Genomic DNA, 24978 nt, shown 5'->3' with positions numbered 1-24978 from the left:
CTCCTCGGCGATGTAGCTCGGACCATTATCGCTGAGCAGCCTGGGCTTTTGCACGACCCTGGCTGACGAACAGCCCGAGGCTTCAAGCGCCAGTTCCAGCGTGTCGGTGACGTCCCCGGCGCGCATGGTGGTGCAAAGCTTCCAGGCGATGACATAGCGGGAGAAGTCGTCGAGCACGGTCGACAGATACACCCAGCCCCAACCGATGATTTTGAAGTAGGTGAAGTCGGTCTGCCACATCTCGTTCGGCCGCGTCGTCTTGGTGTGGAACGCATCGGCCGCCTTGATCACGATGAAGGCCGGGCTGGTGATCAGGTCATGGGCTTTCAGAAGCCGGTAAACCGTCGATTCCGACACGAAGTAGCGCTTCTCGTCGGTAAAGCGCACAGCCAACTCGCGGGGCGATAGCTCGGACTCGTCCAGCGCCACCTCGACGATCTGCTGCTGGATATCGTTGCCGATGCGATTCCACACCCGGCTCGGCGCCGATGGCCGATCCTCTAGCGCCTCCGGCCCGCCTTCGAGGTAGCGGTCATACCATCGATAGAAGGTCCGGCGGGGGATGCCGAGCTGGTCCAGCGTCCGCTTGGCGGGCAGATGCGACTGCTCGACGATCCTGATGATCTCGAGCTTCTCAGATGCGGGATACCTCATTCTTCGTCGCCCCCATCCGCGATCATGCTTTTTTTGAGCAGACGGTTTTCCAGCGTCAGGTCGGCCACGCATTCCTTCAGGGCACGGGTTTCGCGGCGCAGATCGTGCACCTCGCCGGTGGTCGCAGCTCGGGCGGTATCGCCGGCCAGACGACGCTTGCCCGCTTCCATGAACTCCTTCGACCAGGTGTAATACAGGTTCTGGGCGATGCCTTCCTTGCGGCACAGCTCGGCGATGCTGTCTTCGCCGCGCAGCCCCTCCAGCACGATCCTGATTTTGTCCTCTGCAGAGAAGTGCCGGCGCGTCGCACGCCGTATGTCCTTCACCACCCGCTCAGCTGGGGCCTTCGGCGCCGATTTTTTTTCAAGGAGGATTTGGGCTTCATCTTCGTTCCTTCGTCACTACGACGAAGCCCAAATCCTCCTTAAATCACAACCTCAAATCTGTGCCATTGGCGCTGACGGCGGACATCCAAACTGCACGCGCATATCGAAAATCAATCACGGCTTGCGTTACTCTCCACCACTCCTTCGTCACGCAAGGGCCGGAATTTCTATGGTCGCGGCAGCGCGAAGTTGAATTCCCCCCTGTGAACAACCGCGCTTGAGCGAGACTGGCCGTTTGCGGTCGGACCGCTTTCGGGGGCAGTCTTAAAGAAGGGGATATTGATGCACTGGAAGTCTTTCGCCGCTTGCTCGAACCGAGTCTGGCGGATTTCTACAGGTCCTCGATAATCTCGAGAATGTTCCCCGAAGGATCGGTGAAGAACGCCTGACCGTCCATGAACTCGCTGAATACGATGTTCACCCCTGCTGCCTGAAGCCGAGCTGCGACATCACTTACATTCTCTACGGAAAAGGCAACATGGGGCGCCATTGGCGTCTTGTCGAGCACCCGCTGCGGCGGCAGTTCGGCGTCGTCCACAGGCTTAAGCAGGTGGATTTGCCTGTCTCCGATCTGAAGCCAAAGGCCGGGCTGCGGCTGCGGCATCCGCCACACTTCTTCGAGACCGAGCAGCCCGACATAGAAGTCGCGCGACGCCTGTTCGTCACGAATGGCAAGATTGACGTGGGACAGTCGCGCAATGGGCGCCGAGGCCGTATCGTCAGTCATGGGGCTGCTCCTTCGCCGGCGAATGGTCGGGCCATATGTCGCATCGACTGCAGGCCGATGCCATTAATCTTTTGTCATGGCCCCCATGTCTGCGCGGCATGGTCTCGGCTCATGCCCAACCTGAATGGCTCCGATGACCAATCGGACTTTGCGCGTGGCCACGAGCAGACGTTAGGGCAGCCGCGTAACGGGCCATGAGCCGGATGGAGCAAAATTGCGATGACCAATCCTGATCGTCCGCTGCCCCCGAATGGGGGTATCGATCCACCGCTTTCTGCAGCCATGCCAGTCGATGAACTGATCTTCGTCTCGGGGCAGCTTGCCATGCGCGACGGCCGGCTTGCCGGGGCCGACATCGAGTCTCAAACGCATTTGGCGCTCGATAATGTCGAGCGCGCCTTGCGACGCTGGGACAGCTCGCTCGACGATGTCATCAAGACGACTGTATGGCTCAGCCGCAAAGAGGATTTCGAGCGTTTCAACGCTGCTTACGGTTCGCGTTTCGCGCACGCGTTCCCTGCTCGCTCGACGACCGTCGCAGAGCTGCTGATCGACGGTGCCCTCGTGGAGATAGATGCCGTCGCAAAACGTCGCACTCACCGTGCGCCATTTGGAACCCCTGCGCTCGCCGATTAGCCGCTCTTGAAAGGACTGTCTGCCATGCTGCCGATCGTATCGGAAATCGACGCGCTCGAGCATCGGCGCGCCGAAGCCATCGTCGAAGCCGATCTCGCCGCTCTCGCCGAGATGGTCGACGCGCGCTACATCCACATCGACGCCGACGGCGCTATACGCGACAAGGCCGGGTATCTCGGCGCTGTGTGCTCGCACGCTGGACGCTATGTCGATTACAGCGTGCTCGAGAACCACATCGATCTCGTCGATGACCTCGCGATCGTGCATGGCCGGTTCTCAAACCGGTTCGAGGCTGCAGATGGCACGGTCAGGGACAAGTCCGGCCGCCACGTGCGGCTCTACAGCCTCCACGCCGACGGATGGCGGAACTTCTATCACCAGAGCACGCTGATCGTCCCGGGCACAGCCTGACCCGCCGTGCCGAAGGAAGCCCGATGTCTCGATATCTGAAAACCGCCATCGATCCCTTTCTCTTTGCGCTGATCGCAACCGTGACGCTCACGAGCTTTGCGCCTGTGCATGGCGCGGGCGTCGCGGTGTTCGACTATCTCACCGACGCTGCAATCATGCTTCTCTTCTTTCTGCAGGGCGCCAAGCTTTCGCGTGAGGCGCTGCTTTCGGGAGCGGGCGCGTGGAAACTGCATCTTGCCGTCCTTGCCTCGACTTTTCTTCTCTTTCCGCTTCTCGGGCTCGCGATCAGCCGTTCGCAGCTGCTCGATCCAACTCTGGCGGGCGGGCTTCTCTTCCTCACCCTGCTTCCGTCCACCGTGCAATCTTCGATCGCCTTCACGTCGGTTGCACGCGGCAATGTTGCGGCGGCGGTCTGCAGCGCATCCTTCTCCAACCTGCTCGGCATCCTTGTGACCCCGCTCCTTGCCAGCATGTTGATGCGCGCAAGCGGGATCACGCTTTCCTGGGGCGGGGTGCAGACGATATTGTTCCAGCTGCTCCTACCATTTGCCGCCGGGCACCTGCTTCGACCAAAAATCGGTGACTGGGTGACTAGGCACAAACGGCTCGTGACGCTGTCGGATCGCGGCTCGATTCTCCTCGTCGTTTACACAGCGTTCAGTGCAGCGGTCATCGAGGGAATCTGGCACAGGGTAGAGCCCGCCGAGCTCCTGCTCCTGGCGACCTGCTGTACGGTCCTTCTCGCGGCGGTCCTCGGCGCAACCTGGCTGTTTGGCCGACTCCTGAAGCTTGGACGGGCCGACGCCATCGTCCTGCAATTCTGCGGATCGAAGAAGAGCTTGGTATCGGGCGTCCCGCTTGCAGGCATTCTCTTTCCTCCGGCTCAAATCGGCCTCGCGGTTCTGCCGCTCATGCTCTTTCACCAGATTCAGCTCTTCGCCTGCGCGGTTCTCGCCCGTCATTATGCCAACGACTTTGCTCTGAAAGACGCAGAGGATAGAGGACGCGGCCTCGCCGGCGCCTAGGTTCGCTGGCGATTTGATATGCATGGGCTAACCGCTATCACGAAGCGGACAGCGTCCTGCTTTTGAAGGACGCGCGGCCGATCGGGCCGCTTTCGGGAGTCGCGCGTCATGGAACTCAGGCAAATTCGCTATTTCAAGGCGGTCGCCGATGCTTCGAGTTTCGTTCGCGGGGCCTATTATCTGAATGTCGCCCAGCCCGCGCTCAGTCGCTCGATCGCAAAGCTTGAAGACGAAGTCGGGCAGGCGCTCTTCGTGCGCCACGCAAAGGGCGTTTCCCTCACCGATACGGGACAACGCTTCTATCGCCGCGCTTCTCAAATCCTTGAATCGGTACGTCAGCTTATCGACGAGATGGCGACCGAGGGCGGCGATTTTTCAGGGACGGTCGCGCTTGGCGCCCCGCAGTCGATTCACAGCAAGTTGTTGTTGCCCGTGATGGCCGGGTTTCTCGCCCGCTACCCCGATTGCCGCGTCGACCTGATCCAGGGATCAAGCTCCTTCCTGCGCGACCGCATTGCCGAGGGTGACCTCGACGTCGCACTGATTTCGAACACTGCCGAAACCAGCGGGGTGATGACCATCCCGCTCGTCAGCGAAAATTTTTGCCTCGTCTGTCCGAAGGAAAGGCGCGATGCCTTCGGCCCGACCGTCGACGTCCCCGACCTTGTCGGTCTCCCGCTGATCATGGCGGGATATCCGCAAAGCACGCTTGCCTACATGGAAGACGCCTTTCCAGAGGTCGTGCGCAAACTGCTGGTACGTAGCGAGGTCAACAGTTCTGCGCTGGTTGGCGATCTCGTCGAGCGCGGCGCGGGCTATGGTATCGCGCCAAGCTGCGTCAGCAGCCCCCAGCGCAGCGAGCGGCTGGCCTTCGTTCCGATCGCGGGGCTGCGAGCGTCCTGGGCCATCGCGACCCACTGGAACCGGCAGGGTTTCCGAGCCATTCGCGAAATTCAGGAAATGCTTCTTGCGCTGGTCGCCGAACTTATCGATGCTGGCGAATGGCCGACGGCGAAGGCTCCCGATACCGATGCGGCATGACGTCTGCACCTTCGCATGCCTTATCGGCATATGGCCGATGACAAGACAGTCTTGGACATGGCACCGTTCGCCTTCCTATGCATGACACTTCGGTGACACCGATCGCCTGTTCGGCGGTCGATTGCAGGAGGTTAGGCCATGCGGCAGGCCATCACTGACACGGTCTCGCTCTGCTTCGACGAGATCGGGCAAGGCGAACCACTCGTTCTGCTCCATGGAAGCAATGCCGACCGGCGGCAGTTCGCGGGCTTCATGTCCCTGTTCGGCGACGGTATCCGCGTTCTCTCGCCCGACCAGCGCGATTCACCGGACAGTCCATGCGCGGCGCGGCCTTATGCGATGATGGATCACGCCCGCGATCTCGCCGACTTTCTTACCGAACGCGGTATCGATCGCGCCCATGTGTTTGGCGCTTCCTACGGCGGCGCGGTGGCTATGAGCTTCGCTCTCATGTTTCCGGGTCGCGTGCGGAGCCTGATCCTCGGCGCGACGGCATCCGAGCGCAGCCGATTTCACGCCCCCGACCTCAACACGGTCCGGGACAAGGATCCCGCTGCCGTGAAGCGCTTCATGCTCGAGGCTGTCATCACACCCGAAGCGATCGACGCGGATCCCGGACTGGTTGCCGAAATCGACGCCCTTCTCCTCATTCGCGAGCCGGCATCCTTTGCGCGCCGCGCCGCTGCGATCGACGACTTCAATGTGACGGGGCGCCTCGGTGAGATCGCTGCGCCCACCCTGGTGCTTTGCGGCGATCGCGATCCCATCGCGCATGTCGGCGAGGCGCGGGAGCTGGCGGCGGCGATACCGGGCGCTCGCTTCGAGCTGCTCGCGGGAAGCCGTCACGGCATAACCGTGCAATATGCCGATCGGACAGCGCGTCTGATCGGCAATTTCGTCTTGGCCCATGCCGAAAGGACGGCTGTATGACCCGTTCCCGAGCCCGCAAGATCCTCGTTTGTGGCGCGAGCATCGCGGGGCCGGCGCTGGCCTATTGGCTCGATAGATACGGTTTCGAGGTGACGCTGGTCGAACGCGCCGACACTGTTCGCAGCGGTGGATATGCGATCGATATTCGCGGCTCGGCGATCGACGTGAGCGAACGCATGGGGCTGTTGCCGGCCTTGCAGGACGCCCACATCCGGACGCGTCAATGGACGTTTCGCAACGCCGACCGCATCATCACCAGCCTGCGCCAGGAAGACATCACCGGAGGCGTCGTCGGCCGCGACGTCGAGGTGCCGCGCGGCGTGCTTGCGCAGCTACTCTTTGATCTGACGCGCGACCGGGTCGCTTATCGTTTCAACGATTGCATCACCGCGATCGACGGTCACGCGGCCGGCATCGACGTGACGTTCCGAAGCGGGCTGGAACAAAGCTTTGATCTTGTGATCGCGGCCGACGGTTTGCACTCGACGACGCGTGCGCTGGCGTTCGGCCCGGAAGATCAGTTCGACAGCTATCTTGGCTGCTGCTTTGTCGGTTTCTCGCTGCCCAATCGCCACGGCTTCGACCATGAAGCGGTCATCTACAATGTGCCGGGACTGATGGCCTCCGTCTATGAGACCGGCGGCGAGCGGATGAACGGTCTCTTCGCCTATCGCCGCACGAAGCCCGAACCGCATGAATATGCCGATAGCGCGGGGCTGCGCCGCGACATTCACGATCGCTACGCCGGGCAGGGATGGATCGTGCCTGAGATGCTCGAGGCTCTCGATACGGCAGACGACCTTTATTTCGACTCCATGCTCCAGATCCACATGCCGTGCTGGTGGCAGGGGCGCGTCGCCGTCGTCGGCGACGCAGCCTATGGCCCCTCTTTCTTTTCGGGTCAAGGCACCAGCCTCGCGCTCGTGGGCGCCTATGTTCTTGCCGGCGAGCTCGCGGTCCATGACGATCATCGCCGGGCCTTTGCAGCCTACGACAGCGTCGCTCGACGGTTCGTCGAAGAAAATCAGGCGACGGCGCTGGACGGATCGGACATCATGGTGCCGGCGACGCGTACGAAGATCTGGATGCGCAACCGGATGATGGACCTTTCACCGATCCTGACCCGGCTTGGGCTGGTCGGACGCAAGTCGCGCAATTTGAACAGTGCTTTGAAGATAAAGGATTATCCGGTTTCCGAAGGAGTGCCGAGCATGGCGTGATCGGGGGCCGGTCACGGGCCGCCGGATCATTGGACGACTGATCGAAGACGACGCAGGCGGAAGGAAAGCTCTTTCCGCCGCCGGGGGAGCAATGTCCGCGCGACGGCTGTCTTGCCGCTCGTTGCGGCGAACGAAAGGATGGGGATATGATGAAGATGCGAGCGATGATCCTGAGCGGAACCGCTTTCGCGGCTCTCCTGACGCCGCTGTCGGCGAAGGCCCAGTCCGGCGACGAGGCGCAGGGCGAGCGAGCCTATCCCGACGAAATCATCGTTCAGGCGCGCAAGCGCGATGAACGATTGATCGATATTCCCGAAACGATCAGCGCGATTACGGCAGACACGATTCGCGACGCGGGCATCTCGACGCTGAATGACATCGGACGTCAGACCCCGAACATTGTCCTCAACCGGAGACAGGACAATGAGCCCAATGTCGTCATTCGCGGCGTCGGTGCCTTCGGCAACACCCAGGGAGTCGGTTTCTACATCGACGACGTGCAGAATTTCACCGACCAATCGGCGTCGATCGAGGATGTCGAGCGCATCGAGATACTGAAGGGCCCGCAGGGTACGCTTTACGGGGGCAGCAATGTCGGGGGCGCGATCAAATATGTGCTGAAGAAACCCGACGGCGACTTCGGCGGCGAAGCAAGGGCCGAATATGGGACATTCGACACGGTAAATTTCTTTGCCGCGTTGAACGCCCCGCTTGGCGACGGGATCGCGATACGCGGCTCGGGATATTACAATCACTCGGCGGGGTTCGTTCGCAATACGCTGCTCGGCGGCCATCCCGACGAAAGCACCGAATGGGGCACGCGCGTCGCGCTCGGCTGGCAGCCCGCAGACGGCGTCGACCTCCAGCTCAGCTACCGTCACAACGAACTCAGCAACGGCGGCAATGTCTATGTTACCGCGGCCGAAACCCCGTCGGGTGCCGAATATGTTCGCACCGCCGACTATAACGAAGATGTGATGAACCGCCGCCGTGTCGACGGCATCATCGCCAACCTCTCCTGGGATATGGGGTCGGTCGAACTCACCAATATTACGTCCTGGACGCGGCGCAAGAACGATCTGCTGTGGGATCTCGACTACAGCTCGGCCGACGCCGTGACCGCCTTCAGCGGCGATCGCAACACATCGACGGTCTTCACCCAGGAACTTCGCCTCGCTTCGGCAGGAAGCGGGCCCTTCGACTGGCTGGTCGGCGGCTATTATGCCTCGATCGACAATCGCGGGCTGACCAACAATGTCGATCTGCTTCTTGGTCCCGATGCGGGCGGCCCCCTGTTCATCGAGGACTATAACAACGGCGACACGATCGAGCGCCAATATGCGCTCTTCGGCACCGCCAACTACCGCTTCGGCGCTTTTCGCCTCGGCGCGGGTCTGCGTCTCGCGCGCAGCGCGTTCACGGGGCGTGACTACAATGTGCCGATTTCTGTCGAGGTAAACGACACGACGCTGCTCCCCAAGCTCACGCTCTCCTACGACATCGCTCCCGACGTCATGCTTTACGCCAACTATGCGATCGGCAGCGAGCCGGGCCGGGTCAATGTCACCACGGGCACTGGGGGCGCCTATAAATCGGAGCGCGCCTCGAGCTACGAAGCGGGGATCAAGGGCAGCGTACTCGACCGCCGACTCTCGTTCGAACTTGCGGGCTATTACATCGACTACAAACGCCGCCAGTTCGAGACCCAGTTCGTCAACGACGACGGCACGATCGCGGAGGAAGTCACCAACATCGGCACCTCGGTCAGCTACGGCCTGGAAGGCGGGCTTTCATACCGGCCTCTCGACGGTCTCACGCTGTCGGCCTCGGGCGGCTGGCTCCATTCGCGCTGGCACGACAAGGATGCGCTCTATCAGTTTGTCCCGGTCGACGGGCTGACGGTACCCAATTCACCCGCCTTCACGGCGAATGCGAGCATCGACTACCGCATCCCGTTGGCAGACGATCTCGAACTCGGTCTGCGCGGCGATTACAGCCACGTCGGGAAATTTTACTGGAATATCCAGAACACCTCGTTCCAGCCCGCCTATGACCTGGTCAATCTGCGGGCCTCGATTGGTGAACCCGATGGCCGATGGGAAGTCGCATTGCGCGCTGAAAATCTCTTGAACGAAAAATATTATAATGAATTCACGGCCGACGTCTTCTCCATCGGGGAGGGGCTCGGCGCACCCGGGACGCCGCGCCGTATCCTCGCGTCCTTCTCGTTCAAGATGTGACGCCGATGGAACAAAGCCCTGCCTCGATCCGATCCGGCGGGTGGCGAAGCACTACACGCTTCACACTTTTCGTTCTGTTCTTCGCTTCGATACTGGCCTTTCTCGACCGCCAGATGCTCAATATCCTGGTCGAGCCGATCAAGCGCGATGTCGGAATTGATGATCTGCAGTTCAGCCTGCTGCAGGGCATGGCCTTTTCCGCGGTCTATTGCCTCGCCTCCTTTCCCGTCGCGATCCTCGCGGATCGTTTCAACCGCAAAGCCGTGATCCTGGTCAGCCTCTTGATCTGGAACGCAATGACGCTGGTCTTTGGTCTCTCCGCAGGGTTCGGCATGCTACTTGTCGCACGGATGGGTCTCGCGATCGGTGAGGCCGGCCTGACCCCGGCCTCGATCTCGATCATCCGCCAGATCTACCCGCCGGAAAAGCAGTCGGGCGCGGTAGCATGGATCGCACTCAGCCTCTATGCGGGCGGCGGGCTCTCCATGTTGGTCGGTGGGCCTGCACTCGACGCGCTCGCAGCGCTCGACGCACCACCACTCGGTCTTGCACCCTGGCGCATCCTGTTCCTCGGCAGTTTCGTGCTCGGCCTCGTCGGGCTCGCACTCGTCCTGACAATGCACGAGCCCGGGCGGGCGGCTACCGCCCCTGCCCAGGCTTCGTTCCGCAACTTTTTCGCCTTTCTGTCCGCGCGTCGCGCCGTCGTCCTTTGCTATCTCGCTGCGGGCATCGCGCTCAACGCGATCGTCTACGCCGTGATGGCATGGGCGCCAGCGATGTTGATGCGCAACTATGGGTGGAGCACCCAGCAAACTGGCGTCGCATTCGGAGCGGTCTATATGATCGGGGGCGGGATTGGTGCCCTTGCCGCCGGATATGCTGCGCCGCTCCTCAGGTCGAGTGAGCCTGCCGGGTCGGTCGTCCGCCTGCTCCGTTTCGCCTGTACGCTCGTTGCGGCAGCCATGATGTGCGCAGCCCATGCGTCCGGCGGCAGCTTGGCGCTGCTCGCTCTTGCTCTTGGCATGGTCGGTGTCGGCGCGATGGTAGGGGTCGGCGTCTTCGGCTTTCAGGCCCTGTTCCCAACGATGTTCAGCGCGAGGGCGGTCGCCGTGAACTTCCTCGTTTCCGGCACCTTTGGCGCCTCATTCGGCCCGAGCGGCGTTGCGTTGCTCAAGGGCTGGATGGGGGGCGCAGACACTGCAACCGGACCGGCGCTCGGTTGGTTCACGGCAGCTGCGGCGCTTTGGGCGCTCCTTTGGCTCAGCGCCTTTCTCTTCTTCCTGCAAGCCGCCCGGCGCGGGGTGTCGGCGGCGCCGCCTGGCGAAGCTGGGCCGGTCCATTCCGGATAACTTTCCGGCGTTTTCTCCCTTTTGCGCATTCAAAGGAAAGATTCATGGCGGAATTCACCGCTCGTCCCGAACTTTGCGGCACTTTCGGGGCCGTCGCGTCGACGCACTGGATAGCGAGCGCGGTTGGCATGCGCCTTCTCGAGATGGGAGGCAATGCCTTCGATGCGGCGGCTGCCGCCGGGTTCACGCTCCAGATTGTTGAACCGCACCTCAATGGCCCCGGCGGCGATGCACCGATCCTTGCGGCGCGCGCGCGCGATCCCGAACCGACCGTAATCTGCGGCCAGGGCCCGTCCCCGCGGGCCGCCACGATCGACGCCTTCGCCGCTCGGGGTCTCGACATGATTCCGGGCACAGGGCTGCTCGCGGCGTGCGTGCCGGGGGCTTTCGGCGCCTGGATGGTCTTGCTGCGCGATTTCGGGACAATGCGGCTGCGTGACATACTCGAGCCTGCGATCCATTATGCCCGCGCCGGCCATCCGCTTCTAGCGGGGGCGTCTGCGGCGATCGCATCGGTCCAGACGCTTTTTGCCGACGAGTGGGTGAGCTCGGCCGCCCTGTATCTCGACGGCGACCGCGCACCCTTGCCGGGGACGCTGTTCGCCAATCCGGTGCTCGCGCAATTTTATGCGCGCTTGCTGGATCATGCCGAAACAGTCTCAACGAAGCGCGAGGCCCAGATCGAGGCTGCGCTCGCCTATTGGTATGAGGGGGCCGTTGCCGAGGCGATCGACGCTTTCGTGAAGGGCACCGAAGCGATGGACACGAGCGGGCGCCGGAACGGTGGCCTGCTGGGCGCTAGCGATCTGGCCAGTTGGCGTCCGCCCGTAGAACGACCGCTCGGCATTGATCATGGCGAGCACCGACTCTACAAATGCGGAGCCTGGAGCCAGGGACCGGCGTTGCTTCAGGCTGTCCAGATGATCAAGCAGCTCGACATCGGGACAATGCCGCTCGGTTCTCCGGACTATGTCCATACGGTTTGTGAAACGATCAAGCTCGCGATGGCCGATCGCGATGCCTGGTACGGTGAGGCCATGCCCGAGGGTGTTCTCGAGATATTGCTCAGCGAACGCTATGCCGCCGAGCGCAGCGCTCTCGTCGGGAAGGACGCAAGCCAGGAACTGCGCCCCGGCTCACCCGGCGGCATGAGGCCGCAAATACCCTCGCCCCAATACACCGGAGACGGCATGGCGCCGGGCGGCGGCGGCGAACCGACCATGGCCGGCGAACGGACGCTTCCGAGCGGCTCCCGCAGCCACCAGCGCGGTGACACATGTCACGTCGACGTCGTCGACCGCTGGGGTAATATGGTTTCCGCTACGCCGTCGGGCGGCTGGCTACAATCGAGCCCTGCCATCCCCGGCCTTGGCTTCGCGCTTGGAACGCGCATGCAGATGTGCTGGCTCGCCGAGGATCTGCCAAGTTCGCTCACGCCCGGAGCGCGACCACGTACCACGCTGACCCCGTCGCTGGCCTATCGCGGAGGCCGACCATATCTTGCATTTGGGACGCCAGGGGGAGACCAGCAGGAGCAATGGTCGTTGCAGCTATGGCTCGCGCATGTCGTGCACGGCCTTCCGCTGCAGGCCGCGATAGAAACGCCAGCATTTCATACCGAGCATATGGTCGCGAGCTTCTGGCCGCGCGAGCGGCGCCTCGGTTCGCTGACGGTAGAGGGTCGCTTTTCGGAGCAAACCCGCGATGAACTTCAGCATCGAGGCCACGTCCTCACGGTCGGTGGGCCTTGGTCGGAAGGACGCCTCTCCGCCTGCGCGCACGACATTGACGGAACAGGGGCTGTGCTGAGGGCAGCGGCAAACCCCCGCGGCATGCAAGGCTATGCAGTCGCCCGATAGGCGGTCTCAGGCATCGCCGCTAGGACCGGGGCGCGAGAAGGCTCCGCCCTTACCTTGCACCTTATCTCATACGTTTCTGGGATGGTGCATCATACCGCTAGACCTGGCCGATGCACGGACCGCTTTTGGCCGTCGGAGGGCAAGAGAGGCCATGCGCGTTCCCGCGTCGCGCTAGGCCGTCCGTCGGGCTTCGTCGGCCGATCCTTCCATGCCGTCGATGAAATCATACACGGCGGCGGCGTTGAGCGGCTTGCTCAGCAGATAGCCCTGAATCTGCCGACATCCTTCCTGCCGAAGAATTTCCGCCTGCGCTTGGTCTTCGACACCCTCGGCCAGCGTTTCCATGCCGAGCGCGTCGGCAAGCGTCGTGATCGCGCGAATGACCGCATTCGCGTTCCCGCCTTCGGTCAAGTCGCGCACGAAGCTCTGGTCGATCTTCAGCTTGTCGAACGGAAAGGATCGCAGATAGCTGAGCGAGGAATAGCCGGTGCCGAAATCGTCGAGCGCGATCCGGACGCCAAGCTTTCGCAGTCCATGCAAGGCAGCCAGCGTGCGCTCGACATTGGCAATGAAAATACTCTCGGTGATTTCGAGTTCGAGCCGGGTCGCCGGCAGTCCCGATGTGGCGAGCGCGGACAGGACCACCGTGGCCAGATTGGGGCTGAGAAACTGTTTCGGCGAAATATTGACCGCGACCGACAGATCGCCCGGCCAGGTTGCAGCCTGACGGCACGCTTCGCGGATCACCCATTCGCCGATCTGGACGATCAGTCCCGTGTCCTCGGCCAGCGGGATGAATTCGGCAGGGCTGATCATGCCGCGATGAGGATGCGGCCAACGGATGAGCGCTTCGAAAGCCTTGAGCCGTTCTTCCTGCAAGCTGTAGAGCGGCTGAAAATGGAGTTCGAAGCCCCCGTCGCGGATCGCGAGACGTAGATCGAGTTCCATCTGCCGCCGATGGCGCGCCTGCTCGTCGAGCGATTGCTCAAAGAAATGATAGGTTGCCTTGCCGTCGCGTTTGGCGCGATAAAGCGCCAGATCGGCATTTTTCATCAACGTGATGCCGTCTGTTCCGTCGGCCGGGGCGACCGCAATGCCGAGGCTGGCGGACGCGTCGGCCTGCTGGCCATCGATGAGAACGGGACGATCGAAACAATCTTGCAGGCGGTCGGCCAAGGCGACCAGATCTTCCGATCCGGACAGATCGGTCAGCAGGATCGCAAATTCATCCCCGCCAAGACGCGCCACAATGGCATCGCCCAATGCGTCCTGCAAGTGCGCCGCCACATTGCGAAGCAGGGCGTCGCCGGCGGGATGGCCGAGCGTGTCGTTGACGACCTTGAAATCGTCGAGATCGACATAGACTACCATCAGCTTTGCATCGTCCCGCCGCCGCACCAGCGCGTGGTCGAGTTGTTCGACGAATAGCTTGCGGTTGGGCAGGTTGGTGAGCCCATCGTGCAGCGCCACATGGGTGATCTGCCGCTCGCGTTCGGCAATCGCGTCGACCATCGCGTTGAAGCTGGTACCGAGTCGGCCGATCTCATCGTCGGAGACCACCTCGACCTTGGCATCCTTCCCCTCGCCCAATTTCCGCGTCGCGGTGTCGAGCGCACTGAGTGGCCCGGTGATCGTCCGCGCAACCCGCCAGCTCGCAACGATCACCAGCGTCAGACCTGCTGCCGCCAACGCCGCCAACAGCCATTGCAGTCCGGAATATTCCGCGAGCGCTTTGGTGAGCGAGTGATCCAGTACGAGACGCGGTCGCACTCCGTCCTGAAGCGCGGGGAGCGCCGTTACATGATGAAGGATGCGCTCGTCTGCGCCGGTTTCGATCACCTTGCCGAGTGGCGCCTTGGCCAGCGCCGGGGGGAGCTGCGATGCCCGCACGACACGTGCGCCGATATCCACGGCTGCAAGTCGGCTGAGCCGCCGCATCTCGGCCGCGTCCAGCGGCTGCGCCATCACCAGCCAGCCGACGGTGTCGGGCACCTGGATCGGCGAGGCCGCCGCGAGCGCGAGCTTGTCCCCCAAGCGAACGATGCCGCGTTCCTGCCCTTCGTCAAGCGCGGTCCAAAGCTCTTCGACTGGCGGCAACGTCGCATCCGACGATCCCGTCATGCTGCCATCGAGGCCGACCACGAAAGCGGCGGCGCTGCTGGAACGCTGGCGCAGGCTGAGGAGCGCGCTTTCGATCGTGGGTCTGTCGTTCGTTGCCACGGCTTCACGAAACCCGAAGTCCCGCGACAATATGTCGGTCGACCCGCGCATCTGTTTGGCGCGAAGACTTATGATCTCATCAAACACGCGCGCGTTCGCGGCCAGATCGCGCGAGGCGCTGTTCTCGCCAAAGCGTGCCACGCCGTTGCCGGCAAGCAGGACGACAGTCGCCAGTACGACGGCGAACAACGCGGCATAGACCACCGCAATCCGCATTTTGAGCGTCCCGAAGCGTAGCTTCGCCGCCACGAAGGAGACGGTGCGGCTCATCGCAGTTTCATCGAGATCTTCTTGCTGTTCTGGCCCGCCGCCACCGCCAGCACGCGCTTGATCTCGCTGCCGGGAGCGCTCGCGCGCGGGTGCCAGACCGTCAATGTGTAGTCGCCAGCCGACAGGCCCGAAAGGCGCACGATGCCATTCCGGTCGGTCTTCGCCGCATAGGGTGTATCGACGACGCGGATATAGCCGCGCATCTGATCGTGGATGTTGCAACCGAGCGCCACGGTACCGACGACCGGGAAAGTCTTCGAACGCGTCTGATCCCGACCGTAAAGATCGATCTCGAACCGCGCCGCTTTCGAGAAGCTGTAAATGCTGTGGCGAACCGTATCGAGGTTCGGGAAGGCGACGCTGCTCCCCTTCGCTACAATCAGGGTGCCGGGCGTGAAAGCGATGTCCTTTTGGGCCATAGCCGCTCGCCCCGGAAAACGAATCCGACCACCGCGCCAGCCGCCCTCGGGGTCGAGTTCGACGACGGCATCCCGGACCGGCAAGCCCCGGTCGTCGGTCACCTGTACCTGCAGCGACGATGGACTCGCGGCCGACGCCGCAGCGATCCCTACGCCCGACGCAAGAAGCAAAAATATGGCGGCCGGTCCCTTCATGGCCGCCGGCCTAAAGCTATGGATTTAATTTTGCGTCAAAATCTTCGGACATGGTTAACGCATTCTTTGTCCTCGGATGCGATACGTCGGATATGGACCAATCGACTTCCCCGCTTCGGATCGTTTTTGGATTTGCTCTTGCGTGCTGCCTGGCGACGCCGGCCGCCGCGCAAGACGTGGATATTTTAGACGGCGGCAAGCTGCTGCTGACGAACGGCGTCTCGACGATCGAAGGCACCAGTGGCGGCGGCCTCTCGACCTGGGCAACGATCGCCGGCCGCGAAACAAACGCCGGATTCGGCCTGTCCGGGCATGCAACGGTCATCGAACTCCCCGATTATGGCTGGACCAGCTACGGCGTGTCCGCCGGCCTCTTCGACCGGGTCGAATTAAGCTACGCGCGCCAAAATCTCGATACTCGCAACGTCGGGACGGCCCTCGGCCTCGGTCAGGGCTACACGCTCAATCAGGACGTCTTTGCTGCAAAGCTGCGGATCGCGGGCGACCTCGTATATGGCGAACCCATGCTCCCGCAGATCGCGATCGGCATTGAGCACAAGCGGAGCAGCGACGCCGCGGTCGCGAAGGCCGTGGGCGCGGCAAAGGGCAAGGGAACCGACTTCACGCTGTCGGCGACCAAATTATTCCTCTCACACAGCGTGCTGGTGAACGCGACGGCGCGCCTGACCAAGGCGAACCAGGGCGGGCTGTTGGGCTTTGGCAGCGCCGCGGCCCCCGGATATTCGGTGCAATTCGAAGGAACGGTTGCGTATCAACCGGCGCGCCGCGCGGTGATCGGCGCCGAATTTCGGACGAAACCCGACAATTTGGCAAGCGCGCGCGAAGACGACTGGTGGGACATCTTTGCCGCCTATGCCGTGACCCGCAATCTCAGCGTGACGGCGGCCTATGTCGATCTGGGATCGATAGCCACCTTCGACAATCAACGCGGCGGTTTCCTTTCCGCGCAGCTTGCTTTCTAGAGGAGCCCTCATGTTCTGGCTTGCCGCAGCCCTCCTGATGCAACCCGGCACCGAGCCTCCCGTCGATTGGGACAAGGAATTCGGTGTTGAAGAAAAAGTTCGCGATCCGGTCACGGGCGAACTCCCGGTCGAACCCTATGTGCTAGACGATCGCAACGCTGGTGCCCGGCCTTTCGAGGGAAGCGCGATGGCGGAAGCGTTCGGCGGGCAGGATGGAATCCGTCGTATAGCCAATCGCACGGTCGAGCTTTCAGAATCCGATCCCCGTATTGCAGCCATTTTCGAAGCGCATGACATGGTGCGGTTGAAGCGAACGCTGTTCGAGCAATTCTGCTACATTCTCAATGCGGGCTGCAGTTATAGCGGGCGCGACATGACCGCATCGCACAAGGAGCTTGGCATTCAAAAGCGCGACATGAATGCGCTCGTGGAAAATCTTCAGCAAGCAATGCGCGAAGAAGGCGTGGCATTTGCCGCGCAGAACCGCTTCCTTTCGAAATTGGCTCCGATGTCTGGCGACGTCATTTCGCGATAAGATTGGCCGTTTGCGGACTGTCGCCTTTTGGAAACAGAATGCGCTATAGCTGCCGTATAACCCAGGCGCGTGCCAAGGACAAATGGAGCAATAGTATCTAACTCGGCAATGAGCTGTTGAACGTGCAATAGCCATCATCGAAAATGACATCGCGCCCAGGTTGGCGGATCAGTATATGTACCCGCGACTACTCACCTTGTATCGACGAATCCCGGCCAGCGGCGCATATAATGGATGAAGGTGTCGCTTAGCCCTTCATTGCGCAGGTGCTGCACCGACACCGGCAGCGCGGGCGAACGATAGGTAGGATCGCGGCGCACGCGTTCGGGGAAGTCGTGACGCAATATGGCGGCACGGCCGATAACGGCGAAATCGCATCCGGCATCCAGCACCCATGCTGCATCCTCCGCATCCATCACCTTGCCCGCGGCGCCCAGACGGACATTGCCGCGCGGCAGATCGGTGAAAAAGCTTATCAGCGGGCGGCCCTTGAAACTTTCCTCCTCGGGTTCCTTGCGGACATCCCACAGCGACATGTCGAGGAAGTCGATCTTGTCCTGCCGCAACACTTCGGCCGCCACATCGCGGATTTCGTCCAGCTCCAGCCCGAAACGCTCAGGCGAAAGCCGTAGGCCAAGCTGAAAGTCGGGGTCCGTGACGGCGCGAATGCCGTCGATGATCTCGAAGATGATGCGCGCGCGATTTTCGAGATTGCCTCCATAACGGTCCGTCCGCCGGTTGCTCGCCGCCGACAGGAATTCGGCGAGGATATAGCCGTGTGCACCGTGAATCTCGACGCCATCGAAGCCCGCCTGCTCGGCGCGGCGTGCACCCGCGACGAAATCGTCGCGCAGCGCTTCCACTTCGCCCTGGGACAGGGCGCGGACATTGCGTTTGGGCACTTCCGACGGCGCCACCGGGGCGCCGATGAGCTCGGGCTCGGCGCGGCTGCCGGCATGGTGAAGCTGGAGCGACGAGAGGGAGCCGCGCGCCCTGAGCCCGTTCGCGAGCGCCGTCAGGCCTTCGAGATGATCGTCGGCAAAGACGCCGAGTTGTCCGGTGAAGCCCTGGCCCACCGGCTGGACGTGTGCGGCGGCGGTCATCGTCAGCGCAAAGCCCCCGGCCGCGCGCATCTCCAGCCAATTGCGCTCAGCATCCGACAGGGTGCCGTCGGGGTGGCTCTGCCGGTTGGTAAGCGGCGCAAGCATCAGCCGATTTTTCATCGGCTTGCCGCGGGCGAGAGGCAGTGGCTCGAACAGCCTATCGGACGACATATCGCTCACTCCCGATCAGAACGCGCGCCGGACCTATCGTAGCGTGAAGCCGCGATAGCCATCCGCCGCTGCGTCGGAACAGATTTCGCGATAGCGGCCAAGTCCGCCGATGTAGACCGGAAATGTCCGCGGCTTGCCCGGCACATTGGCGCCGGTATACCAGGTGTTCGCGGTCGGATAGAGCGACAGCGAGCCCAGCGTCGTAACCTTCTCCATCCAGCGATCCTCGGCGTCTGCATTCGCCTCGATCGAGCGCAGGCCGGTGCTGCGCATATGCTCAATACAGTCGCAGACCCAATCGACATTCTGCTCGTTCAGCAAGATGAAATTGGCGAGCGCCGACGGGCCGTTCGGGCCCGCGATGACGAACAGGTTCGGGAAACCCTCGATCATCAGGCCGAGGTGCGAGCGACCGCCATCGGCCCATTTGTCCTTGAGCTTGCGCCCGTCGCGGCCCTCGATATCGATCGACAGCATCGCGCCGGTCAGCGCGTCATAACCGATCGCGGCGATGATGATATCGACCTCGACCTCTCCCTCGGCGGTGCGGATGCCCTTTTCGGTGATCTCGACGATCGGATGTTCAAGGCAATCCTTCAGCGTCACATTGTCCCGATTATAGGCTTCATAATAGCCGGTATCGAGGCACGGACGGCGCGCAAAGATCGGGTAGCCGCGCGGGGTCAGCCGGCGCGCGGTGTCGGGATCCTTCACCACCTCGGCAATCTTGCCGCGCACGAACTCGGCGACGACCTCATTCGCCTCGCGGTTGCTGAGAAGGTCGGAGAAGAGGCCGAGGAAGGCCAGCCCGCTGTGCGCCCAGGCATCTTCCATCAGCTTCTGGCACTCGTCGGGCGTCACGCTGAACACCGGGCGGTGGGTGATCGGGCGGACGCCGCCGGTCAGCGAATGGCGCGCCGCGGCACGCAGCGCGGGATAATGCGCCTTGATGTGCGCGACATATTCTTCGTCGAGCTTGCGGTTGCGCATCGGGAGCGTGAAGCTCGGTGTCCGCTGATAGACGTAAAGATGTTCGGCCTGCTCGGCGACGACAGGCACGATCTGAATGCCCGACGAGCCGGTGCCGATCACCGCGACGCGCTTGCCCTTGAGATCGATGTCATGGTGCGGCCATTTGCCCGAGAGATAGAGCTCGCCTTTGAACTTGTCGGCACCCGGGATATCGAGCTGCTTCGGCACCGACAGTGGCCCCGTTGCCATCAGGCAATAACGCGCCTCATAGACCTCGCCGCGATCGGTCTCGATCTGCCACAGCGCCGCCTCTTCGTCATAATGGACCGCGGTCGCGCGCGTTTCGAAGCTGATGTCGCGTTTCAGGTCGAGCTTGTCGGCGACGAAGCGCGCATAGGACAGGATTTCGGGTTGCGCCGCAAATTGCTCGCTCCACGTCCACTCCTGCTGGATCTCGTCGGAGAAGGAATAGCTGTAATCGATGCTCATCACGTCGCAGCGCGCACCGGGGTAGCGGTTCCAGTACCAGGTGCCGCCGACATCGTCGCCGGCCTCGATCAGATGGGCGTCGAGCCCCATGCCGCGTGTGCGGTGCAAGGCATACATGCCGCCGAAGCCGGCGCCGATAATAAGCGCGTCGAGGCGGCGGGGAGACGTGTCGCGGGTGGGATTGGCCTGTTGCATCGGAAGTCCTTGGGAGAAGCGGTAAGTCGGTCGTCGGGCGGTGAAGTCTCCGGCCCGCACGTCCGCCCCGGACGCAGCAGGCCGGAGACGATCAGCCAGTGGACATCCGGGCTGAAATTTCGGTGCGCGCGAGATCCATCCCGCTGCGATAGTCGCTCTTGCCGCTCGCATGGCGCGGCAGGACCGCAACGCGAATGATCGTGCGCGGCTGCTTGTAGGCGGCAAGGTCCCGCGAGAGCGCCGCGCGAAGCGCCTGATCGTCGGGACTGTCGCCTGCCTCGATCAGCGCGGTGACGGCGCTGCCCCACTTGGGATCGGGCAGGCCGAACACCATCGCATCGGCGACGCCGTCGATGCGCTTCAGCGCCTCCTCGACCTCTTCGACGAAGACCTTTTCGCCGCCGGTGTTGATGCACATGCTGCCACGGCCAAGCAGGCGGAAGCGCCCGTCGGGCAGGCGCTCGGCCATGTCGCCCGGAACCGCATAGGCCTGCCCCTCGATGGTGCGATAGACGCTTGCGGTCTTTTCAGGATCGCCGTGATAGCCGGCGCCGAACGGCGGTCGGCGTGCGAGCCAACCCGAACCGACTTCGTCGTCGGCGAGTACGCCGCCCGTCTCCTGATCGATGATCACCGTCTGCGGACCCGGTTCGAACAGCCCGGTTGGCGTGGCGCGATCCTTGTTGGTAATCGCATAGCCGAAGCCCGAGGCTTCGGACGCGCCCAGAATGTCGAGCAGCGTGAGTTGGGGCAGCGCCTCAAGCAGCGCCGCTTTGACCTGTTCGGACCACATCAGCCCCGCCGACGAGATCAGCCGCAGCGCGCTCAGATCCCAGCGCCCCGGATTGGCGAGCAGCGTATCCGCCATCGGGCGCGCAAAGGCGTCGCCGACGATCAGGATGCGGGTGACGCCCTGCCGCTCGGCCTCGCTCCACAATTCCTCTGCACTGAAGCGGTCCGACGGCAGCAGCACCGCGGCACCGCCGACGAGCAATTCGGCAAGCGAACTGTTGAGCCCGGCGCCGTGCATCAACGGACAGGCCGGCATGACGCGGCCGGCTGCACCTTTCAGCACCTGCGCGATATGGTCGTCCATACTCGCCGGCGTCGATACCGCGACGGGCGATTCGAGCTGCGAGCGCCGCGCGTCAGCCGAACGCCACATCACGCCTTTCGGACGTCCGGTGGTGCCGCCGGTATAGAGGAGGTACCCATCGTCGGGCGACCGCACGATCCCCAGCGGCGACGCATCACCCTCCGACACGATCCCATCATAAGCACCGTCACCGCCGATCCGCACGGCATAGGTCAGATGGTCGATCGCACCGCCGATCAGCGGCGCGACGATGGGCGTGAACTCGTCCTGATAGAAAAGCCCCGCCGCCTGACAGTCGCGCAGCACATATTCGATCTCGGACGTCGTGTAGCGGTAGTTCAGATTGACGTGCGTCAGCCGCGCCTTGAAGGCGGCGGCGGCGATCTCGATGAATTCGGGGATGTTGCGCGCGAGGATCGCGATGCGCGCGCCCGCGGGCAGACCGGCCGCCAGCATCGCGCGCGCCAACCGGTTCGAGCGTGCGTCGAAATCGACCCAGTTGGTAACATGATCACCGCGAATGATCGCGGGCCGATCGCCCGGCACATGCGCCGCGGTCGCGTCCAGCAGGTCGCCAAAATTCCAGTCCATGACGCCCGCTCCGGTCAGCAGCCGCGGAACACAGGCGCGCGCTTTTCGACAAAGGCCGCCACCGCTTCCTGCGCATCATGAGACGTCGACAGCTTCGCCGTGTTACCTTGTTCGTAGATATAGCCGTCGCGCAGCGTCATATTCTCGATCGTGCGCATGCTGTCCTTGGCATAGCGTGTCGCGAGCGGGCTCTTCGACGCGATCACCGCCGCCATCTCCATGCAATAGGGCAGAAGTTCGTCGGCTGGCAGGCAGGCCTCGATGATGCCGCGGCGGTACATTTCGGACGCGGGCGCGCGATAGCCGGTGAGCATCATCCGCCGCGTCAGCGAGTGCGGGACGATGCGCGACGTATGCTTGCCGCCGCCCATCAGGCCGACGTCGATTTCGGGCAGGCCGAAGACGGCGTTTTCGGACGCCACGATGATGTCGCAGCTCGCGGCAAGACCGAAGCCGGCGCCAAGTGCGGGGCCATTGACGGCGGCGATGACGGGCTTGGCGCAATCGGCGATCGAATAGGCAACTTCACGGACGACGCGGTTGCGGTTCCAGCGCGTTCCGGGGATCGAGAGGTCAGGCCGATTTTTCAGATCGGCGCCGGCGCTGAAGCATTTGCCTGCTCCGGTGAGCACGGCGACGCGGACATCGTCGCGGTCGTTGAAGCTGTCGAAGACGTCGGTTAGTTCCTGGAGCATGTCCAGCGCGGCGGCGTTGACCGGCGCGTTATCAAGCGTAACGAGCGCGACATGGTTTTCGATTTCGGTGCGAATGCTACCCATTGATTTGTCTCCCATTTGCCGGGAGTCTTTGCATCGCGGCAGCGGGATAGTGGTGCGAAAGCCGCGAGACATGCCGAAAATCTCATTCTGGATTGATCGCCACTGCACGGAATCGCGCTTGTGATTATCGGCGCCCAACCCGCCGCGCACATTGCCCTTGCCGCCGCAAAGAAAGAACGGGGGCGGACCGCTCTTCAAGGGGCGGCGATATGATTTAAAGCCAGCGCACCCCCTTCGAGGCGAACCGCCACCGAAAGGAAGAACGGAAGCGCGATTCACCAGGGAGTGGACAATGAACACACACAGCAAGCGTCTTTTGACGGGGGTCGGCTTCGCCGCCATGATGATCGCTGCGCCCGCATTCGCGCAGGATGAAACCGCGCAGGACGACAGCGCGCAGGAAGAAGCGCAGTCCGGCAGCAGCGGCCTTGGCGACATTGTCGTGACCGCGACCAAGCGCGGATCGGCCCAGAACGTCCAGGACGTGCCGATCGCGATCACCGCTTTCGGTTCGAACGAACTCGACAGCATCCACGCGCGCTCGATCTCGAGCGTCAGCTATGCGGTTCCGAACGCTTCGCTCGAAAGCGTTGGCACGACGCCCGGCTATGCGAACTTCTCGATCCGCGGCCTCGGGATCAACAGCTCGATCCCCTCGATCGACCCCACCGTCGGCGTGTTCGTCGACGGCGTCTATCTGGGCGTCAGCGCGGGCGTTCTGTTCGACACCTTCGACCTTGAAGGCGTCGAAATCCTCCGCGGCCCGCAGGGGCTGCTGTTTGGTCGCAACGTCACCGGCGGCGCTGTGCTGTTGCGCACCACCACCCCGTCGAACCGCTTCCGCCTTGACGCGAAGGCGGGACTATCGACCGGCCTTGAAAAGCGGGCGAGCATCTCGGTGTCGGGTCCGATCGCCGGCGATGTGCTGAGCGGCAAGGTGGCGGTCTATTACAACGACGACGATGGCTGGTTCAAAAACGACTTCGACGGCAAGAAGATCGGCGGCAGCAAAACCCTGATCATGCGCTCGGCGTTGCGCCTGCAACCCAACGACAGCTTCGATCTCGTCCTGCGCTACGAACATGGCCGGATTCGCGGCGACGGCCCGGCGGTGACCAATCATGGACTTTATCCGCGCGACAGCTTCCGCGTGAACCAGAATTATGCCGGTTTCGTGAAAACCGACTGGGATCAGGGCATCGCCGAGCTGAACATCGACACAGCCTTTGGGGACGGCAAGATCACCAACATCGTCGCCGTGCGCGCGCTGTCCAACGACTCGGGCGCCGATGTCGACGGCTCGCCGGCGACGAACCTGCACTCGCGCAACAACATCCACCAGTGGCAGTTCAGCAACGAGCTGCGCTACGCGGGCACCTTCGGGGCCTTCGATGTCACGACCGGCCTCTTCTACTTCAATCAGGACATCAACTATGCCGAACAGCGCCTGCTGTCGGGCGGCGCGCTGACCGTTTCCGGGGGCGGACGCCAGAAGCAGCGCACCGGCGGCATCTTCGCCACCGTCGACTGGCGCGTCACCGAACAGCTGACTTTCAGCGTCGGCGCACGCTATTCGGCCGAGGAAAAGGACGTCCAGGTTCGCTCGATCGGCGTCGGGGGCTGCAACCTCGACGTTCTGCGGTGCAGCTATGACTTCACCGACAAGGACAATTGGGACGGCTTTACGCCGCGCATCGGCGTCCAGTTCAAGCCGACCGAGGACACGTTGCTCTATGCCTCGTTCGCCAAGGGCTTCCGCAGCGGCGGCTACAACTTCCGCAATCTCAATCCCATTGTCGCGCCGGGTCCGTTCGACCAGGAAAAGCAGGACGCCTATGAAATCGGCCTCAAGCAGGACATTGGCGGTTTCGCACGCGCCAACCTCGCCGGCTTCTACAGTCGCATCAACGGCACCCAGCGCGAATTCCAGGCGCCGTTCGCACCTTTCGGCAATTTCCAGATCATCACCAACGCGGCCGACGTGTCGATCAAGGGGATCGAAGGCGAACTGCTCGTCAAGCCCGTCGCCGGCCTGACGATTGCCGGCCAGTTCGGCTACACCAAGGGCAAATATGAAAATATTCTGTTCGATCTCAACGCCGACGGCGTCATCAACGATGCCGATTATGCGCTGAAGCTGCCGCGCCTGTCTCCGTGGAGCTATGGCGGATCGATCACCTACGCCACCAGCTTTGGCGGCGATTTTGACGCGGAGGCCCGCGTCGGCGCGAACCACCGCGATGCCGCCTTCTATAATGACCAGAACACAGGCCTGCTGCGCGCGGCCACGATGGTCGATGCCAGCCTCGCGATCACGCACGGCCGGGTGAAGGTGTCAGTCTATGGCAATAATCTGCTCAACGAGGCGACCTTCGGTACCGAGGCGCCGCTGCCATTCTTCGCCGGATCAACCTTCTCGCCCCTCAACAAGGGCCGCGTCTACGGCGTTGAAGTCGGATATAAATTCTAACCTCTCTCTCCC

Annotated in this window: 19 protein-coding genes and 1 pseudogene; 12 read left to right on the top strand and 8 right to left on the bottom strand. The window is 62.7% G+C overall.

Annotated features, from left to right (window positions below; genetic code table 11):
- Both ACT17R_RS17410 and ACT17R_RS17405 read right to left on the bottom strand, forming a co-directional pair.
- A pseudogene (locus ACT17R_RS17410) lies at positions 1-1039 on the bottom strand (IS3 family transposase); the annotation flags it as partial.
- Between the two features lie 332 nt (positions 1040-1371).
- Complete coding sequence (locus tag ACT17R_RS17405) at positions 1372-1767, bottom strand: VOC family protein (RefSeq protein WP_444809975.1); 396 nt, start codon at positions 1765-1767, stop codon at positions 1372-1374.
- A 219-nt stretch (positions 1768-1986) separates the two neighbouring features.
- Between ACT17R_RS17405 and ACT17R_RS17400 the strand changes: the two genes are divergently transcribed.
- The 9 genes from ACT17R_RS17400 (at position 1987) to ACT17R_RS17360 (ending at position 12478) form a co-directional block, all read left to right on the top strand.
- Positions 1987-2403 carry a RidA family protein gene (locus tag ACT17R_RS17400; protein ID WP_444809974.1) on the top strand — a complete coding sequence of 139 codons (417 nt, stop codon included), beginning with the start codon at positions 1987-1989 and terminating at the stop codon, positions 2401-2403.
- A 24-nt stretch (positions 2404-2427) separates the two neighbouring features.
- Positions 2428-2814, top strand: a complete 387-nt coding sequence (locus tag ACT17R_RS17395; RefSeq protein WP_444809973.1) for a nuclear transport factor 2 family protein — start codon at positions 2428-2430, stop codon at positions 2812-2814.
- 23 nt (positions 2815-2837) lie between these two features.
- Complete coding sequence (locus ACT17R_RS17390; RefSeq protein ID WP_444809972.1) at positions 2838-3839, top strand: bile acid:sodium symporter family protein; 1002 nt, start codon at positions 2838-2840, stop codon at positions 3837-3839.
- 108 nt (positions 3840-3947) lie between these two features.
- A complete protein-coding gene (locus ACT17R_RS17385) occupies positions 3948-4880 on the top strand; it encodes a LysR family transcriptional regulator (protein WP_444809971.1) in 933 nt (310 codons plus the stop codon).
- Positions 4881-5018: 138 nt separating this feature from the next.
- Positions 5019-5810 (top strand): alpha/beta fold hydrolase, encoded by a 792-nt coding sequence (locus tag ACT17R_RS17380; RefSeq protein ID WP_444809970.1) that lies wholly within the window; start codon positions 5019-5021, stop codon positions 5808-5810.
- Positions 5807-7030, top strand: coding sequence for an FAD-dependent monooxygenase (locus ACT17R_RS17375; protein WP_444809969.1), 1224 nt, complete (start codon positions 5807-5809; stop codon positions 7028-7030). Before ACT17R_RS17380 ends, ACT17R_RS17375 begins: the two co-directional genes overlap by 4 nt.
- Before the next feature lie 146 nt (positions 7031-7176).
- A complete protein-coding gene (locus tag ACT17R_RS17370; RefSeq protein ID WP_444809968.1) occupies positions 7177-9270 on the top strand; it encodes a TonB-dependent receptor in 2094 nt (697 codons plus the stop codon).
- A 5-nt stretch (positions 9271-9275) separates the two neighbouring features.
- Entirely contained in the window at positions 9276-10619 is a 1344-nt protein-coding gene (locus tag ACT17R_RS17365; RefSeq protein WP_444809967.1) for an MFS transporter, read from the top strand.
- Positions 10620-10663: 44 nt separating this feature from the next.
- The gene (locus ACT17R_RS17360) at positions 10664-12478 is read left to right on the top strand and encodes a gamma-glutamyltransferase family protein (protein ID WP_444809966.1); all 1815 of its coding nucleotides are present in this window, start codon (positions 10664-10666) and stop codon (positions 12476-12478) included.
- A 171-nt stretch (positions 12479-12649) separates the two neighbouring features.
- Here the strand turns inward: ACT17R_RS17360 and ACT17R_RS17355 are convergent, their stop codons facing one another.
- Positions 12650-14968, bottom strand: coding sequence for a putative bifunctional diguanylate cyclase/phosphodiesterase (locus tag ACT17R_RS17355; RefSeq protein WP_444809965.1), 2319 nt, complete (start codon positions 14966-14968; stop codon positions 12650-12652).
- Complete coding sequence (locus ACT17R_RS17350) at positions 14965-15582, bottom strand: carboxypeptidase regulatory-like domain-containing protein (protein WP_444809964.1); 618 nt, start codon at positions 15580-15582, stop codon at positions 14965-14967. The genes ACT17R_RS17355 and ACT17R_RS17350 overlap by 4 nt, the downstream gene beginning before the upstream one ends.
- Before the next feature lie 176 nt (positions 15583-15758).
- On the opposite strand from ACT17R_RS17350, the gene ACT17R_RS17345 reads away from it, so the two are divergent.
- Together ACT17R_RS17345 and ACT17R_RS17340 are read left to right on the top strand one after the other, a co-directional pair.
- Positions 15759-16565 carry a DUF3034 family protein gene (locus tag ACT17R_RS17345; protein ID WP_444809963.1) on the top strand — a complete coding sequence of 269 codons (807 nt, stop codon included), beginning with the start codon at positions 15759-15761 and terminating at the stop codon, positions 16563-16565.
- A 10-nt stretch (positions 16566-16575) separates the two neighbouring features.
- On the top strand, positions 16576-17100 hold the full coding sequence (locus ACT17R_RS17340; RefSeq protein ID WP_444809962.1) for a group I truncated hemoglobin: 525 nt from the start codon (positions 16576-16578) through the stop codon (positions 17098-17100).
- A gap of 191 nt (positions 17101-17291) precedes the next feature.
- On the opposite strand, the gene ACT17R_RS17335 is transcribed toward ACT17R_RS17340, so the two are convergent.
- The 4 genes from ACT17R_RS17335 to ACT17R_RS17320 form a co-directional block, all read right to left on the bottom strand.
- Positions 17292-18374, bottom strand: coding sequence for an NADH:flavin oxidoreductase (locus tag ACT17R_RS17335; protein ID WP_444809961.1), 1083 nt, complete (start codon positions 18372-18374; stop codon positions 17292-17294).
- Between the two features lie 33 nt (positions 18375-18407).
- The gene (locus tag ACT17R_RS17330) at positions 18408-20030 is read right to left on the bottom strand and encodes a flavin-containing monooxygenase (protein WP_444809960.1); all 1623 of its coding nucleotides are present in this window, start codon (positions 20028-20030) and stop codon (positions 18408-18410) included.
- A 91-nt stretch (positions 20031-20121) separates the two neighbouring features.
- On the bottom strand, positions 20122-21717 hold the full coding sequence (locus ACT17R_RS17325; protein ID WP_444809959.1) for an AMP-binding protein: 1596 nt from the start codon (positions 21715-21717) through the stop codon (positions 20122-20124).
- Positions 21718-21731: 14 nt separating this feature from the next.
- Complete coding sequence (locus ACT17R_RS17320; protein WP_444809958.1) at positions 21732-22496, bottom strand: enoyl-CoA hydratase/isomerase family protein; 765 nt, start codon at positions 22494-22496, stop codon at positions 21732-21734.
- Between the two features lie 292 nt (positions 22497-22788).
- Between ACT17R_RS17320 and ACT17R_RS17315 the strand changes: the two genes are divergently transcribed.
- The gene (locus tag ACT17R_RS17315) at positions 22789-24966 is read left to right on the top strand and encodes a TonB-dependent receptor (protein ID WP_444809957.1); all 2178 of its coding nucleotides are present in this window, start codon (positions 22789-22791) and stop codon (positions 24964-24966) included.
- The last annotated feature ends 12 nt before the right edge of the window (positions 24967-24978 follow it).

The sequence above is a fragment of the Sphingopyxis sp. Q841 genome (assembly GCF_052384365.1).
In the GTDB taxonomy this organism is placed as follows: Bacteria; Pseudomonadota; Alphaproteobacteria; order Sphingomonadales; family Sphingomonadaceae; genus Sphingopyxis; species Sphingopyxis terrae_A.
This window is presented reverse-complemented; position numbering and strand designations above follow the sequence as displayed.

Excerpts from the sequence above, each read along its gene's own strand:
- ACT17R_RS17405 (WP_444809975.1), bottom strand. The coding sequence starts at position 1,767 with ATGACTGACGATACGGCCTCGGCGCCCATTGCGCGACTGTCCCACGTC.
- ACT17R_RS17400 (WP_444809974.1), top strand. The coding sequence starts at position 1,987 with ATGACCAATCCTGATCGTCCGCTGCCCCCGAATGGGGGTATCGATCCA.
- ACT17R_RS17395 (WP_444809973.1), top strand. The coding sequence starts at position 2,428 with ATGCTGCCGATCGTATCGGAAATCGACGCGCTCGAGCATCGGCGCGCC.
- ACT17R_RS17390 (WP_444809972.1), top strand. The coding sequence starts at position 2,838 with ATGTCTCGATATCTGAAAACCGCCATCGATCCCTTTCTCTTTGCGCTG.
- ACT17R_RS17385 (WP_444809971.1), top strand. The coding sequence starts at position 3,948 with ATGGAACTCAGGCAAATTCGCTATTTCAAGGCGGTCGCCGATGCTTCG.
- ACT17R_RS17380 (WP_444809970.1), top strand. The coding sequence starts at position 5,019 with ATGCGGCAGGCCATCACTGACACGGTCTCGCTCTGCTTCGACGAGATC.
- ACT17R_RS17375 (WP_444809969.1), top strand. The coding sequence starts at position 5,807 with ATGACCCGTTCCCGAGCCCGCAAGATCCTCGTTTGTGGCGCGAGCATC.
- ACT17R_RS17370 (WP_444809968.1), top strand. The coding sequence starts at position 7,177 with ATGATGAAGATGCGAGCGATGATCCTGAGCGGAACCGCTTTCGCGGCT.
- ACT17R_RS17365 (WP_444809967.1), top strand. The coding sequence starts at position 9,276 with ATGGAACAAAGCCCTGCCTCGATCCGATCCGGCGGGTGGCGAAGCACT.
- ACT17R_RS17360 (WP_444809966.1), top strand. The coding sequence starts at position 10,664 with ATGGCGGAATTCACCGCTCGTCCCGAACTTTGCGGCACTTTCGGGGCC.
- ACT17R_RS17355 (WP_444809965.1), bottom strand. The coding sequence starts at position 14,968 with ATGAGCCGCACCGTCTCCTTCGTGGCGGCGAAGCTACGCTTCGGGACG.
- ACT17R_RS17350 (WP_444809964.1), bottom strand. The coding sequence starts at position 15,582 with ATGAAGGGACCGGCCGCCATATTTTTGCTTCTTGCGTCGGGCGTAGGG.
- ACT17R_RS17340 (WP_444809962.1), top strand. The coding sequence starts at position 16,576 with ATGTTCTGGCTTGCCGCAGCCCTCCTGATGCAACCCGGCACCGAGCCT.
- ACT17R_RS17335 (WP_444809961.1), bottom strand. The coding sequence starts at position 18,374 with ATGTCGTCCGATAGGCTGTTCGAGCCACTGCCTCTCGCCCGCGGCAAG.
- ACT17R_RS17330 (WP_444809960.1), bottom strand. The coding sequence starts at position 20,030 with ATGCAACAGGCCAATCCCACCCGCGACACGTCTCCCCGCCGCCTCGAC.
- ACT17R_RS17325 (WP_444809959.1), bottom strand. The coding sequence starts at position 21,717 with ATGGACTGGAATTTTGGCGACCTGCTGGACGCGACCGCGGCGCATGTG.
- ACT17R_RS17320 (WP_444809958.1), bottom strand. The coding sequence starts at position 22,496 with ATGGGTAGCATTCGCACCGAAATCGAAAACCATGTCGCGCTCGTTACG.
- ACT17R_RS17315 (WP_444809957.1), top strand. The coding sequence starts at position 22,789 with ATGAACACACACAGCAAGCGTCTTTTGACGGGGGTCGGCTTCGCCGCC.